Genomic DNA, 13,830 nt, shown 5'->3' with positions numbered 1-13,830 from the left:
CATTGTCATTTCCACAATTATTAGCTTCTAATTTATAGCATTTCTCAATGATTTGTAAAGGCCAGACCCCCGACTTGTTCAATAAGTCGAGGATCTAACACCGATCGCACTTTACCCAACTTCCGTTTTCCTGTTGTAACATTTATTTATAGACATGGAGGACAAAAAATGGTAATCAGCGTCAGCGATATTATCCAGCAGCAGCGGCAATTTTTTGCGACTGGGAAAACGAAAGATGTGGATTTTCGGATCGAACAACTGAAAAAACTTAAAAGTGCGATCGTTTCCAATCAATCACGGATTGTGGATGCTGTCAAGGCTGATTTGAACAGACCGGAGTACGAGGCTTATTTTGAAATTGCTGCGATCGCAGAAGTTAATTATGCCATCAAAAACGTTAAATCGTGGGCAAAGCCGAAAAAAGTGCCTACTTCGATCGATCAATTCCCAGCATCGGCCCGCATTTACCCAGAACCTTTGGGCGTTGTTTTAATCATCGGGCCTTGGAATTACCCATTTCAGCTAATGATATCACCCTTGGTCGGGGCGATCGCCGCCGGCAACTGCGCCATCCTCAAACCTTCAGAAATCGCCTCGCACACGTCGGCAGTTGTCGCCGACATGATTACCAAAACCTTCGATCCCGCCTATGTAGCGGCCGTCGAAGGAGGAGTCGAAATCAGCCAACAATTATTAGCCGAAAAATTCGACCACATCTTCTTTACAGGCGGCACAAAAATCGGTAGAATAGTCATGGAAGCCGCCGCCAAACACCTGACACCTGTGACATTAGAATTGGGCGGCAAAACTCCTTGCATTGTAGACTCAGATATTCAACTTGAATACACTGCTAAACGCATTGCGTGGGGCAAATTCATCAATGCCGGTCAAACTTGTATCGCTCCAGATTACCTGTTAGTTGATAAAAAAGTTAAACCCGATTTGATGCAGGCAATTAAAACAGCTATTCACGGATTTTACGGCGACGACCCGCAGAAAAGTCCCGACTATTCCCGAATTATCAATCAGCATCATTTAGGACGTTTGGCAGAGTTTATCAAAGACGGAGAAGTTGTCGTCGGCGGTCAAACAAACCCCGAAGATAAATATATTGCACCGACGGTTATCGACAAGGTTTCCTGGGATGCGCCTGTGATGAAGGATGAGATTTTCGGGCCGATTTTGCCAGTTTTGGAGTATGATGATTTCGGGGAGGCGATCGCCCAAATCAACGCCCGTCCCAAACCCCTAGCTTTGTATTTGTTCTCGAAGGATAAAGAGAAACAAGAGCGAGTTTTGCGGGAAACTTCTTCCGGCGGAGTTTGCATAAACGACACAGTTATGCAAGTCGGAGTAACAAGTTTACCTTTTGGCGGAGTTGGCGACAGCGGCATCGGCACCTATCACGGAAAAGCAAGTTTTGACACTTTTTCTCATCAAAAAAGCGTGCTGCAAAAGTCATTTTTACTTGACTTAAAATGGCGGTACGCTCCCTATCTAGGTAAGTTGGATTTGATTAAGAAAATTATCGGTTGAGCGATCGCACTTGCAGGGGCGGGTTCACCAACGTTTACAATATCAGCAAGATAGCCAAATCAACCCGCCCCTTCCTGATATGATCGGTTAAGCGATTCCACGGTGAACGATTATTTCCCTAAATTTTAAATGATTGCTCATCAGTTTTATGAACGATTTCGATCGCAATGTCTACCTTGCACCATTCTCAATAACAGGCAAGATGCCTGTTCCACAAAGAGTGAATTGGGAGCATTTCATATTTGTAAAAACACTTCTTCTTGCTCCTGACTTCTTCCTTCTGACTCTTTTCTCCTGACTCCTGACTCCTAACTCCAATTTCTAGCTTGACTGCTTTCATTGAGATGCTCCCAGTGAATTTCTTGTGTGGAGTAGGGTTGGGCATCCTACCCGCCCATAAAAAGCTTATTGAAAATGGTGCAAGATGTCCATCCTAAAGGACAGTTGCCGTTCAAAATAATTCAGATTAGAAATGTCTATAATATCTTTGATAATCCGATCGCTAAACAGCAATTTATGGAACCTTTAGCAAAAGAACGCTGTGCCGCCGGCAGCCCAAACTCTGCCCGCCTCACAGCTTACGAAATTGTCCAGCTAAAACCTCAAATTCCCGACTGGAATTTGATCGAAAAAAATGGCATTCCCAAAATAGAACGCACCTACGAATTCCCGGATTTCAAAAGTGCGATCGCCTTTACAAACAGCGTCGGCGAAGCAGCAGAAACTGAAGGACATCACCCCGCACTGTTAACCGAGTGGGGAAAAGTTACCGTTACTTGGTGGACTCACGAGATTTCTGGACTGCATCGCAATGACTTTATTATGGCGGCGAAAACCGATGCGATCGCCAATCAATTCCCAAAATAAAATCAGACTTATAGACCGATCGTAGTCTAAGAAAGCACCGCTCTGGGCACGGGTGAATGTTGATTGGCATTATTCAACAACTCCAGATTCAGTCGGTAGCCGACATTCCGTACAGTTTGAATCAGGCTCGGCTGTCGCGGGTCGATTTCGATTTTTTTACGCAGAGAGAGTACGTGAGTGTCGATCGTCCGGGGGTTATCAATCGCATCAGGCCAGGCCCGACGCAGCAAATCCGAGCGCGACAGCGGCACTCCTCCAGCTTGAGCTAGCACGTACAGCAGGCTAAATTCCTGGGGAGTCAGCTCAATATGTTCGTCGTACAACCTGACTCGGCGCTGCACCAAATCAATTTTCAGCAGCCCGCACTCCAGCGTCGCCGGCGGTAGCATCGTGCGGTTGCGGCGCATCAGAGCTTCCACCCTGGCCATAAACTCTTGCATCCCAAAGGGTTTAGTCAGGTAATCGTCTGCCCCCGCCTTCAAACCTTCAACAATATCCGATTCCGAATTCCGCGCCGACAGCATCAAAATCAGCGACTGCTGCTGCTGTTGCAGCCAATGGCAAAATTCCAAACCGTCCCCATCCGGCAATTGGGCATCCAGAATGACTAGGGTTGGCTGGCGGCTGAAAAATATTTCCCTAGCGTGACTGATATCCGCTGACTGGTGCACCCAGTGACCGACTTGCTGTAGATGCCAGCCCAAGAGCGATCGCAGGTGCGGATTCCCTTCAACAATTGAAATACTTGCAGATTCCACAGAGGCGAGCTTCCCATATCACTAATTGCTACAAGGTTAACAGAGCTTTTGTCAAGCTTTTGTAACCATCGCTACTCAAGCATTAGCTGCGTTTAAAGCAGCGGACATATCTAGGGTACGAATTTTAAAGATTAGGTTAATTTGGCAGGGTCAGCCTGCAGAAAGGTGAAATCATTCTGGCGGTAAGCTTACAATGAAAATAAGACAGTGTAAAGCCGATCGATCCCATGCCCCAACCGCCTGCCAAAAGCGATCCCCCCGACCCAGCCCCCATTCCCAGGAGGTTGACAAATCGCGCAAGTGAAACTAGAATTCCTCCAACCGTTCGCTCGGTAGCCGGAACACTCAGCCACTTTGACCGTCAAATTCAGCCACATCCCGACTCCATTAAACGCACAGCGAATTATCTAGGTGCGCGCAAAAAGTCGAGCAACTGCATTGCAACGAGTGAAATTTTTTATGGAGGGTAGCCTGTTGAGCAGGGTAAAAAGTTTTATTTAGAAATAGCCTCAAGCTGAGCCACTCAGCATCAATCGAGGCCGTTCCTAAATCCCGCCGTCATTATACAAACCACAAAGGATTTCAAGCTCATACCATGCTACAAGACACCCAAACAATCCGGCACTACCAAAAACTCACCGACGCCCTCGTCGAAATGTGGAATAGAGGTTATCGCTTCGATGACCTGCGGCTTTACTTAGACGGCTATTTAGCAGCCCTGCGGCATTCCAACGGCCTGGAACCCTATCTGATTCACAGACTAGAGGAAGAAGCAGCGCGTTACATTCACGACCCCTCCAATTTTGCAATGCCACAGACACAGACACAGGCTGAATCAGACTACTATTAAATAGCAAATTCGGTTTGATAAACCCTTGATGATTTGGGAATTGGGAATTGGGAATTGGGAATTGGGAGTTTGGAATTTTTACTGGTTCCCTGGCTATGCCTCGGAACCGATGTCCACAGGCTCTGCCTCGCTTTGGGAGCCTAAAAATTCGAGGTGTAGCCGACTGCATTGCGTTTTTAGGCTTTGCCTGGTAACGAATAATTAAGTAAATCAACCTAATTCAACGTAAAACGCGATTGCTGTTATTTCCCCGACTTCTTTAAGAAGTCGGGGAAATGTTTTTTCTGTCTAATTTAAGAAGCCAAAGCCACTTCTACAACTTCTTGCAATTGGCCCTTTTGATACATCTCGATCATAATATCCGAGCCACCAATAAACTCGCCGTTGATATAAACTTGGGGAATTGTCGGCCAGTTGGAATACTCTTTAACGCCTTGACGAATTTCCTGGTCTGCCAAAACATCAACAGTTTCGTAAGGCACTCCCAAAGTATTGAGAATTTGCACCACAGTATTAGAAAAACCACACTGGGGCATTAACTTATTGCCCTTCATAAACACCATGATTTTGTTTTGCTTAACCAACTCGTCAATTCTTTCATGTGCTGCTGTAGTCATGGTAGCTCCTAATATTGTTTGAAAATTTTTAAACGTTGACTGACGCAGAAATCGGGTTTTTTACGAAAATCTTTCGTTACAGCCATAGATTCCGGTTAAAAAACCCGGTTTCTTTGGTTTTTGTGCGTAAGTGCAGCAGTTGTATTTCAAGCAACTATTGACAGAAGCACAAACTTGTGATACCCAATTGCCGAGCAACAATTAAGCAACTTGACTTTTCGCTTCCCATTCTGCGGGAGTTAAGGTTTCCAAGCCCAAAGCGTGGATAGCTTCACTAGCCATTGCCTGTTTGAGAGCGCCGTAGACCATTTGGTGCTGCTGTACTCGGCTTTTTCCTTCAAAGGCTGCAGAGACGACTCTCGCCTGGTAGTGGTCACCGCCACCGGTCAAATCGTCAACTTGTATTTTAGCGTCGGGCAACCCTGCCTTAATCATTTCTGCTACTTGAGACGGTGTAACCATTGGTTTCTGTGATAAACGGCTGTAATTTAGATTTTAGTGGAACTATTTTGTCGATGAGCTCGGTTGACTGCTGGCAGGTCGGGGAAAGGGCGAATCCACAAAACCCAATTCCAGTAACTGCTGGTAAGCTTTCTTGCCCAAGTCGCGAGTTGGCTGCTGCGAGCGAATAATCTGAATCAGCAGGGGCACAGCCAGTTCCGGTTTATTTTGCGCCCGGTGTACCAACGCCAGCCGGTAGGTAGCTTCGTCGCGCATTTGGGCTGTTTCTACAGCTTTGGTGCGGTGGCTTTCGGCCAATCGGATGTCAATTCCGGCAAAACTGCTACCCAGTTGTTGGTAGAAGTTGGACAGTTGATTGAAAATTTGGCGGGATTCTTGGAGTTTTTGAGTAGCCAGTGCGTAATTCTGAGAGGAAATAGCACTGCTGGCTTCTGTCATCAAACGCTGACCTCCTGGGACGCTCAGCAGACTGCTGTCTTGCGTCAGAGGGCGAAGATTGTTGGGGTCTGTGGGGTCGTCGGCGGGCTCGACTTGGGGTTGGTTCTCTGGCCCAGAAGGTTGTTGTGCTTGGACTTGGATCGGTTGCAATAGGGTAAAAGCTGCGATCGCCCCGATCGTAATCCGGGCAGTGGAGCGAAGCCAACAAACAGTTCCAGAGTATACCATGAAATTACTTTGCGCCTGTGCGCTTTAAAAAAATATTTAGCTTGAGCCGATCTTACCATTGGCGATCGCAACCGGCTAAGTGTAAACCAAATTTGTTGAAATGTCAAAGGGTGCGATCGATTTTGGATTTTAGATTTTGGATTTTAGATTTTGGATTGAACAAGGAAATCGCGGGGGATTGGACAGATCCCGGCAATCTAGTCCGGGACGCAGAAACCGGGTTTTTTTTACCTAAATACTGCCTTTGAGACTTTAAAAATGGTGGAAAACCCGGTTTCAATGGTTTTGATGGGTAAGTCCCGATCTAATTCAACAATCGAACGCACCATGAATATGGCAATTGAAAGAACAGCTTACGGTCAACTGCTGGCTAAATCTCAGCCTAAGCCAATCCTGAACGAAGAAGATAATGATCTTGCCCTCGCAGAAGTCGATTTTCTGATGTCTAAAGAAGAATTAACAGTAGAAGAAGAAACTTTACTGAGTCTCTGGGGGCTGTTGATCGAAGAATACGAATCAAAATATTACCCAGATCCAGAAGTGACTCCCCGGGATGTTCTATTGCATTTCATCGAAGTTCGCGAACTCAAACAAGCCGATTTGGTGGGTGTGATTGGTTCCAAAGGAGTAGTCTCTGAGGTGGTTAATGGTAAACGGGCGATTAGCAAAGCCCAAGCTAAGGCGCTGGGAGAATTTTTTAATGTTAATCCTGGTGTGTTTATCTGACTGAGATGTTGCACCATTCTCGCTTAACAGGCAAGATGCCTGTTCCACAAAAGATAAATTTTCTTGTGGAACAGGCATCTTGCCTGTTCAGAAAAGGCTTATTGACAATGGTGCAAGATGTGAGTTTGAGGGATTGGCTGAATCATTGTTAATAAGCCTTTTACGGGCGGGCTAGAAGCCCAACCCTACTCCCCACAAGAAAATTCAGTCTTTGTGGAACAGGCATCCTGCCTGTTAAGCGAGAATATAGTAAGACTGGGTTAAAATTAAACAAAGGCATTTCTGATGACACAACCGATCGAACTTTCCGCAAATACCTTACAAAATTATCAAGGTATCGGAGTTCCCGATGAAAGTCTCCCACTGATTTTGCAGCGCGGCGGCGATGAATTGCTGCTGTCAAAAGCGGACGATCGCTTTACAGTCCGCCCCTCATCAACAGCATCAACCTCAAACGATTGGACTGCAACAACTGGGGCAAAATTCACCCGTCGCATCGGCCAAAGCAATCTCGAAGAATATCTCGTTGCGCCCTCTAGCCTAGAAGCAGCAATGCAAGCAGCCCGCGCCAGCGATGCCGTAGCTTTTGCCAGCCACGTCTATTGCCCCGCGAACAATCCGAGTACATTCTTTTACCTGACAGACCAAATTACAATTCAATTTGGCGAACAAGTAGACGAACAATCGCGAACTGCGATCGCCAATGCAGCAGCTTTAAAAATAGTCCGGCCAGTAGAAGGAATTCCCAACACTTTCGTCTGCGAAGTCACAAAACAAGCAACAGAAAACCCGATCAAAATTGCCAACCGCCTGACAAGATATCCAGAAGTTCTCGTAGCAGAACCCAACATTTTAGTAGAGACGCAGCAGCATTATACGCCCCGCGATCCGCTTTATCCCAAACAGTGGTATCTCAACAACAAAGGCGGCAAGGAACTTGTCGGCGGTGCTCAAATTTATGCAGAACCAGCTTGGAACATGACTCGCGGAGTTCGATCGATCGTAATTGCCATCGCCGACGATGCAGTTGACATCACCCACCCAGATTTTCAAGGCCAAGGCAAAATCGTCTCAGCCATCGATTTAAAAGAGGGCGACACTTCGCCGATGCCAGTCGCCGACTCAGACAACCACGGCACAAGTTGTGCCGGCGTCGCCGTTGCTGAAGAAAACGGCAAAGGCATTGTCGGCGTCGCCCCCGGATGCGCCCTGATGCCCATCCGTACCAGTGGTTTTCTCGATGACAATTCTGTCGAAAAAATATTTAATTGGGCGATCGAAAAAGGTGCCGCCGTCATTTCTTGCAGTTGGGGGCCTGCGGCAGTTTACTATCCCCTTTCCCTGCGGCAGAGTGCCGTTATCACCAAAGCAGCAACCCAAGGGCGGGGCGGCAGAGGCTGCGTTATTCTGTTCGCAGCGGGGAATGCCAACCGCCCAGTCAACGGTACTGTTAACGAGAAAGGCTGGCCCAACAACGTCGTGGAGGGTCAAACTAGATGGCTAAACGGATTTGCCGTACACCCAGACGTAATTGCCGTCAGCGCTTCCACTTCCCTCAACAAAAAAGCAGCCTACAGCAATTGGGGTACCAGCATCTCGGTTTGCGCCCCCAGCAACAACGCGCCGCCGGGAACTTGGTTGCCAGAAACCGGATATATCAGCACGCCGCCGGAGGTGACGCAGTATTTGCCCGGTTTGGGGGTGTTTACTGCCGATCGAGTGGGCGATCGGGGCTACGACTGGGGGGACTATACGGATACTTTTGGCGGTACTTCCAGCGCCACTCCAGTAGTCGCTGGCGTTGCAGGGTTGATACTTTCGGCTAACCCCCGTTTGACGGCGCGGGAAGTGCGGGGAATTCTCGAACAAACTGCTGAGAAAATTGTCGATCCCGATCCCGATCCCCAGTTGGGCAATCGCATGGGAAATTACGATCCTAACAACGGCCGCAGCGATTGGTTTGGTTACGGGAAAGTGAATGCTTTTAAAGCTGTGCAAGCTGCGGTGAGAAAGGGCGGCGGCAATCCGAATATCGGGGGTGCGGTGTTCAGTGATATTTCTGGACATTGGGCACAGAAGTTTATTGAAGCTTTGGCTGCGGCGAATATAGTTACCGGTTTTCCTGACGGTTCTTTTAGGCCTGATGAGAGTTTAAACCGTGCTCAATATGCGGCGCTGTTGGTGAGTGCGTTTAGTCCGATTCCCAGGGTGCCGGCTACAAATTTTATTGATGTTTCTGCTACTTTTTGGGCGAGAAGTGCGATCGAACGGGCAAATCGGGGGGGGTTTTTGGCGGGGTTTCCCGGCTTGAAGTTCGGCCCGAATCTGAATTTGACTAAGGCTGACGCGATCGTGTCTTTGGTTAACGGTTTGGAACTTAAGGGCGGCAATCCTGATTCTTTGAAAGTTTACACCGATCGCTCTCAAATTCCTAATTATGCTTTGAGTGCGATCGGCACAGCAACTGCTTTGAAGATTGTAGTTAATTATCCTTCCCGCGATTGGCTTTCGCCACTTCGGGACATTACCCGCGCTGAGATTTCGGTTTTGATTTACCAGACTTTGGTGGCAACTAATCGGGCAAAGGCGATCGATTCTCCTTACATTGTCTAATGGCAATAGGTTCGTATTGATTAGAATCGGCGGTTGAAACCGCTACTACACAAACAAAGTCCGCCTGCGCGGACTCAAGAAATAACAGGATTTATGTCGCTTGTAGTCGAGTCTAGAGCCCCTCGAATCCCCCTTAATAAGGAAAATTTTGACGACATTCTTGTCCCCCCCTTGTTAAGGGGGGTTAGGGGGGATCGAGAGGATTGTGACTCAATTCTTGTCCCCCCCTTGTTAAGGGGGGTTAGGGGGGATCGAGAGGATTGTGAATCAGACAGAAGATTGATGCTATTAACTTACCCTCGAAAATCCCCCAAAGCTTTCAAGGCAAATTGTGGCAAAGCTAACATTCTGCGCCACCGCCAAGGTTCTTGATAAAGCCGGTACAGCCATTCTAAATGATTGTCGCAAAACCAAGCCGGCGCGCGGGTTTTTGTTCCCGCCCAAATATCGAAACTGCCGCCAACTCCCACCCAAATCGAACCAGGGCAAAGGTGTCGGTGTTCGGCAATCCAAAATTCTTGGCGCGGCACTCCCAAGCCTACAAAAATTAGTTTGGGCTGCATTTGTTTGAGGCTTTCACGGAAGTCTTTCTCTTCATCGGCGGAAAGATAACCGTGTTGAGAAGCAATCGACAATCCGTTAACTTTTTGCTGCCAAGTTTGGGCCGCCGCAGCCGCCACTCCAGGGGAACCTCCAAAGAAAAATAGTGGTTCCGAATCAGGCAATTTTCCGGCTTGTTGCAGCAGCGATTCTGCTAATTCAATCCCCGGATAGCGCTGGGCCGGTTTGCCACGCAGCCGCAAGTACAGCACCACTCCCGAACCGTCGGGAATCACGAGTTCCGCTTTGCGGATTACATCCGCTAATGCCTGATTTTGCTCGGCTTGCATCGCCATTTCAGCATTCAAAGTCACCACATGACTTCCTAACCCTTGATGCAGGCGCTGCATCAGCCAACCTGCATAATCATCTAATATGTGAACTGGTAGTCCCAGCACTGAAAATTGCGGGCGCGATCCATCCATATTTTTTTCTTTGAGATTCCTACACACCTAGTTATTTAAATTAGCTGAGATTGGCGATCGACGCTAGAGCAGTTTTGGTCGCAAAAAACCCGGTTTGTGCCACCAAAAGTCTGTTAAGTCATCGTTCGGTGGCCCAGAAACCGGTTTTTTTGTAAGCGACGGGTCGCGCCAGTTCATTAGAGTTGGCCCGCCAAGTGCGATCGAGCATTAGCGTTCGATTTTTTTGACAGAGCCGTCTGCGTACCATTCCATCGGTACTAGCTCAATTTTACCATTAATTTTCACTGTAGAGTAGACAACTTTCACGAAAGGGACGCTGTTGTTATTGTGGTTTTGGGTAGACATGGCAATTACCTTTTTGTGTTTGGATAACTTGAGAAATAATCTAATCTCTGATATATTTAAAAGTCTATTCACCCCAAATCTACTCGCATCAGGAAAAAGCAGGAAAACGAAATGGCGATCGCAAAAAACCAGCGGCAAACCAGGTTAGATTATTACTACGAGCAAATCAAAACCATCATCCTCAAGCGCCAGAACCCAATTACAGGTTTGCTGCCGGCGAGTACCGCCGTTAACGCCCACGGCGACTACACCGATGCCTGGGTGCGCGACAACGTGTACAGCATTCTCGCAGTTTGGGGTTTGGGTTTAGCTTACCGCAAAATAGATGGCGATCAGGGCAGAACATTTGAACTCGAACACAGCACAGTCAAACTGATGCGCGGCTTGCTGTTTGCGATGATGCAGCAATCGAGCAAAGTAGAACATTTTAAAAATACTCAGTCGCCGCTAGATGCCCTGCACGCTAAATACAATACTCAAACTGGAAGTATTGTTGTCGGTGATGACCAGTGGGGACATTTACAGTTAGACGCTACATCTATATTCTTATTAATTCTTGCTCAAATGACGGCTTCCGGGCTGCACGTAATTTTTACAATTGATGAAGTCAATTTCGTGCAAAATTTAGTTTACTACATCGGTAGAGCCTACCGCACGCCGGATTACGGAATTTGGGAAAGAGGTCATAAAATCAATCGAGGCAATGCAGAATTGAACGCCAGTTCAGTTGGTATGGCAAAAGCAGCGCTGGAAGCAATAAATGGGTTGGATTTGTTCGGAATTAAAGGCTCTCAAGCATCGGTGATTCACGTTTTGCCCGACGAAATTGCCAGAAGTCGCATAACTTTGGAATCGCTTTTGCCTCGCGAATCTAGTTCAAAAGAAGTAGATGCCGCTTTATTGAGTGTGATTAGTTTTCCGGCTTTTGCTGTGGAAGACCGAGAATTAATAGAACGGACTCGGAATAAGATTATTGACAAATTGCAAGGAAATTACGGCTGCAAGCGGTTTCTGCGGGACGGACACCAAACAGTTTTAGAAGATGCCGATCGCCTGCACTACGAACCCACAGAATTAAGGCAGTTCGAGCACATTGAATGCGAGTGGCCGCTATTTTTCACTTATTTATTGTTGGACGGCATATTTCAGGGAAATCAAGCCCAAGTGCAGGAGTACCAGCAGCGTTTGGAATCTCTAGCAGTCGATCGCTCTGGTTTGCCGCTACTACCAGAATTGTACTACGTCCCCGCCGAAAATATTGAAGCAGAAAAGCTAAATCCCAGCAGCCAGCAGCGCTTGCCCAATGAAAATATTCCCCTCGTTTGGGCGCAAAGTTTGTATTTTCTCGGTCAATTGCTAAATGAAGGATTAATCGCAGTGGGCGATATTGACCCGCTGGGAAGGCACCTGTCAGTGGGCCAACACAGAGAACCTTTAGTGCAAATTGCACTGTTAGCTGAAGACGAAGATTTGCAAGCAGAATTAGCAGCTAACGGCATTGCGGCGCAAACTCCAAAACAGGTAGAACCTATTCAAGTCCGCCAGACTAAAGAATTATCAGCTATTTACACGCAAATTGGACGCAACGACCCATTAGGCTTAACCGGTCGCCCCGTGCGCCGTCTGCGGAGTTTAACAACTTCTCGGGTGTTTAAAATTCGCGAAGAGGCGATCGTATTCCTCCCCTCATTTTTGAACAGACAAGAGTTTTACTTAACTTTAGATTACCATTTTTTAGTAGCTCAAATCAAAAGCGAAATAGCTCACATTCACCACCACTGGTATCAGTTGGGACGCCCTACGGTAACGCTGATGCTGACTCACACGATGCTGGAAACCGGTCGGGAAGCGTTGTTAGAATTAATGAAAGAATTCCGGGATGGACACTGCAACAACACGCCAGTTAAACTCGGAAATCTTAAGCAGTTAATGCTGACCGCTGGCACCGAAAGAATTGATTCCATGCACGATTTTGAATTTACCGAATCTCCGGTGACAGGTGCAGTAGAAACGCGCAGCTATCTAACTTACCATCCTGAAAAAACTTGGCCTTTGGGTCATACGCAAGAATTTAAATTAGAGTGCGAAACTAATACTCAATTCTTGCTAACTAGCCTGCGCGATTCAGAAAATTTGTACGAACAAATTGAGTTGCTGCACACATTAGTTCGCCTCAAAGGATTAAATTTTGATACAGGATTTGGAGGTGCGGAAACCACTGTGCAAGTTGTGGATTTGATCAACGAAGTTTATACAAAAGCTGGAGAAAGTTCGCAATCAAAAATCCAATGGGCAGTCATCCGCCATGCCGCAGGTTTGCTGGACAAAGTTGATATCAGCTTATCCGATGCGGTGACAGACATTTTGGTACGGCAAAAACAGATTGCTGTGGGGAAAGCCTACAGCGAAGATGCGATAATTTCGCGGCCGGGCTCTTACACGGAAGTGATGGACAAAATTCGCCAATTCTGTGGAGAAGACATTCGCGATCGAGTTCTAACTCAAGAAGTTCTCATCTACCTCGGCTTGTTAATTAAAGCCGAACCCCAGTTATTTAAAGGCCTGCTGACGCTGAGAGTTAGCTACTTTATTTTGCTCTTAACAAGCGAATTAGCCCGCGAGTTAGGAGTTACGCAAAATGAAGCTTACGAATATTTAATGCAGCTAAGTCCCTTTGAAATCAAAAATCGCCTGCGCCAAGTGTTGACGGAATACGAGGAAATGAATCAAATCCTCAAACAGCAAGAATCCCTGCGCGTCAAACAGCCGGAAAAAGATATTGAATGGGTAGTAGCGCCAGTTTCTGAAGAACCAACCATGCCTGGGGGAGGATGGCGCCGGAAGCGGCAAATGGAAGGTACTGTCAATCGCGTACCGAAGGATTTTTATCCGAGTGTTTGGGGACTGCTGCGGCACTGCAAAGGCTTGATAATTGGCGACAAATTAGAGCGGCGGAATCGGTTAGATAGCCATATCATTTTATCGGAAATGACGCCGGGCGAAAAGAATTTCGCGCTACAAATTGAGCATTTGCTGAATAAAATTGTCGCACCCGAATACCGGCAAGTCAATATTGAGGCGCTGATGGAGTTGGCGGCGATCGCCCAGCGCAACCCAGAATTGCAAGTAGAAGAATACATCGTTTTAGATGTATTAGTCGGTCACGCAGTGCGGCTGAATTGGCAAGGAAAAAACCCGGAAAGAGCGGGTAAATACGATGAAGATAAAGCGGCGGCTTGGCAAGCTTTTTACAATACTTCGCCTTACGTTTGCGCGAGTCATGTACTCGATGCTTTCCGATTCTTGACGAAGTTTGGATAGATCATTCGGCGGTTGAAACCGCAACTACACAAACGAAGTCCGCC

At 47.2% G+C, this 13,830-nt stretch carries 13 protein-coding genes; 6 read left to right on the top strand and 7 right to left on the bottom strand.

Annotated elements, in window-relative coordinates:
• The first annotated feature begins 168 nt into the window (after positions 1-168).
• A complete protein-coding gene (locus QUA00_RS07430) occupies positions 169-1,536 on the top strand; it encodes an aldehyde dehydrogenase (protein ID WP_333409221.1) in 1,368 nt (455 codons plus the stop codon).
• A gap of 187 nt (positions 1,537-1,723) precedes the next feature.
• Here QUA00_RS07430 and QUA00_RS07425 read toward each other — a convergent pair whose 3' ends face one another.
• Positions 1,724-1,876: a hypothetical protein gene (locus tag QUA00_RS07425; protein WP_333409220.1), complete on the bottom strand. Its 153-nt coding sequence runs from the start codon at positions 1,874-1,876 to the stop codon at positions 1,724-1,726.
• Between the two features lie 74 nt (positions 1,877-1,950).
• Here QUA00_RS07425 and QUA00_RS07420 point away from each other — a divergent pair, with 74 nt between their 5' ends.
• On the top strand, positions 1,951-2,403 hold the full coding sequence (locus tag QUA00_RS07420) for a 4a-hydroxytetrahydrobiopterin dehydratase (RefSeq protein ID WP_333140229.1): 453 nt from the start codon (positions 1,951-1,953) through the stop codon (positions 2,401-2,403).
• Positions 2,404-2,429: 26 nt separating this feature from the next.
• Here the strand turns inward: QUA00_RS07420 and QUA00_RS07415 are convergent, their stop codons facing one another.
• Positions 2,430-3,161, bottom strand: coding sequence for a response regulator transcription factor (locus QUA00_RS07415; protein WP_333140230.1), 732 nt, complete (start codon positions 3,159-3,161; stop codon positions 2,430-2,432).
• 595 nt (positions 3,162-3,756) lie between these two features.
• On the opposite strand from QUA00_RS07415, the gene QUA00_RS07410 reads away from it, so the two are divergent.
• The gene (locus QUA00_RS07410; protein ID WP_333146016.1) at positions 3,757-4,011 is read left to right on the top strand and encodes a DUF6761 family protein; all 255 of its coding nucleotides are present in this window, start codon (positions 3,757-3,759) and stop codon (positions 4,009-4,011) included.
• A gap of 293 nt (positions 4,012-4,304) precedes the next feature.
• Here QUA00_RS07410 and grxD read toward each other — a convergent pair whose 3' ends face one another.
• The 3 genes from grxD to QUA00_RS07395 form a co-directional block, all read right to left on the bottom strand.
• Complete coding sequence (gene grxD, locus QUA00_RS07405) at positions 4,305-4,628, bottom strand: Grx4 family monothiol glutaredoxin (RefSeq protein ID WP_333140233.1); 324 nt, start codon at positions 4,626-4,628, stop codon at positions 4,305-4,307.
• Positions 4,629-4,829: 201 nt separating this feature from the next.
• Complete coding sequence (locus QUA00_RS07400; RefSeq protein ID WP_333042760.1) at positions 4,830-5,090, bottom strand: BolA family transcriptional regulator; 261 nt, start codon at positions 5,088-5,090, stop codon at positions 4,830-4,832.
• 42 nt (positions 5,091-5,132) lie between these two features.
• A complete protein-coding gene (locus QUA00_RS07395; protein WP_333140235.1) occupies positions 5,133-5,756 on the bottom strand; it encodes a hypothetical protein in 624 nt (207 codons plus the stop codon).
• A gap of 327 nt (positions 5,757-6,083) precedes the next feature.
• Here QUA00_RS07395 and QUA00_RS07390 point away from each other — a divergent pair, with 327 nt between their 5' ends.
• Both QUA00_RS07390 and QUA00_RS07385 read left to right on the top strand, forming a co-directional pair.
• Positions 6,084-6,482, top strand: a complete 399-nt coding sequence (locus QUA00_RS07390; RefSeq protein WP_333140236.1) for a transcriptional regulator — start codon at positions 6,084-6,086, stop codon at positions 6,480-6,482.
• Between the two features lie 285 nt (positions 6,483-6,767).
• Positions 6,768-9,095: a S8 family serine peptidase gene (locus tag QUA00_RS07385; protein ID WP_333409219.1), complete on the top strand. Its 2,328-nt coding sequence runs from the start codon at positions 6,768-6,770 to the stop codon at positions 9,093-9,095.
• Positions 9,096-9,388: 293 nt separating this feature from the next.
• On the opposite strand, the gene QUA00_RS07380 is transcribed toward QUA00_RS07385, so the two are convergent.
• On the bottom strand, positions 9,389-10,120 hold the full coding sequence (locus QUA00_RS07380) for a WecB/TagA/CpsF family glycosyltransferase (RefSeq protein ID WP_333409218.1): 732 nt from the start codon (positions 10,118-10,120) through the stop codon (positions 9,389-9,391).
• 207 nt (positions 10,121-10,327) lie between these two features.
• The gene (locus tag QUA00_RS07375; RefSeq protein ID WP_333038037.1) at positions 10,328-10,465 is read right to left on the bottom strand and encodes a hypothetical protein; all 138 of its coding nucleotides are present in this window, start codon (positions 10,463-10,465) and stop codon (positions 10,328-10,330) included.
• 111 nt (positions 10,466-10,576) lie between these two features.
• On the opposite strand from QUA00_RS07375, the gene QUA00_RS07370 reads away from it, so the two are divergent.
• Positions 10,577-13,786: a glycoside hydrolase family 15 protein gene (locus QUA00_RS07370; protein WP_333409217.1), complete on the top strand. Its 3,210-nt coding sequence runs from the start codon at positions 10,577-10,579 to the stop codon at positions 13,784-13,786.
• The last annotated feature ends 44 nt before the right edge of the window (positions 13,787-13,830 follow it).

It is taken from the genome of Microcoleus sp. T2B6 (assembly GCF_036700475.1).
Taxonomy (GTDB): domain Bacteria; phylum Cyanobacteriota; class Cyanobacteriia; order Cyanobacteriales; family Microcoleaceae; genus Microcoleus.
Note: the sequence above shows the minus strand (reverse complement) of the source record. Positions and strands in the feature narration are given on the sequence as shown.

What these genes read in the sequence shown, in the direction of transcription:
- QUA00_RS07430 (WP_333409221.1), top strand. Translation starts at nt 169, where the DNA reads ATGGTAATCAGCGTCAGCGATATTATCCAGCAGCAGCGGCAATTTTTT.
- QUA00_RS07425 (WP_333409220.1), bottom strand. Translation starts at nt 1,876, where the DNA reads ATGAAAGCAGTCAAGCTAGAAATTGGAGTTAGGAGTCAGGAGTCAGGA.
- QUA00_RS07420 (WP_333140229.1), top strand. Translation starts at nt 1,951, where the DNA reads ATGGTGCAAGATGTCCATCCTAAAGGACAGTTGCCGTTCAAAATAATT.
- QUA00_RS07410 (WP_333146016.1), top strand. Translation starts at nt 3,757, where the DNA reads ATGCTACAAGACACCCAAACAATCCGGCACTACCAAAAACTCACCGAC.
- grxD (WP_333140233.1), bottom strand. Translation starts at nt 4,628, where the DNA reads ATGACTACAGCAGCACATGAAAGAATTGACGAGTTGGTTAAGCAAAAC.
- QUA00_RS07400 (WP_333042760.1), bottom strand. Translation starts at nt 5,090, where the DNA reads ATGGTTACACCGTCTCAAGTAGCAGAAATGATTAAGGCAGGGTTGCCC.
- QUA00_RS07395 (WP_333140235.1), bottom strand. Translation starts at nt 5,756, where the DNA reads ATGGTATACTCTGGAACTGTTTGTTGGCTTCGCTCCACTGCCCGGATT.
- QUA00_RS07390 (WP_333140236.1), top strand. Translation starts at nt 6,084, where the DNA reads ATGAATATGGCAATTGAAAGAACAGCTTACGGTCAACTGCTGGCTAAA.
- QUA00_RS07385 (WP_333409219.1), top strand. Translation starts at nt 6,768, where the DNA reads ATGACACAACCGATCGAACTTTCCGCAAATACCTTACAAAATTATCAA.
- QUA00_RS07380 (WP_333409218.1), bottom strand. Translation starts at nt 10,120, where the DNA reads ATGGATGGATCGCGCCCGCAATTTTCAGTGCTGGGACTACCAGTTCAC.
- QUA00_RS07375 (WP_333038037.1), bottom strand. Translation starts at nt 10,465, where the DNA reads ATGTCTACCCAAAACCACAATAACAACAGCGTCCCTTTCGTGAAAGTT.
- QUA00_RS07370 (WP_333409217.1), top strand. Translation starts at nt 10,577, where the DNA reads ATGGCGATCGCAAAAAACCAGCGGCAAACCAGGTTAGATTATTACTAC.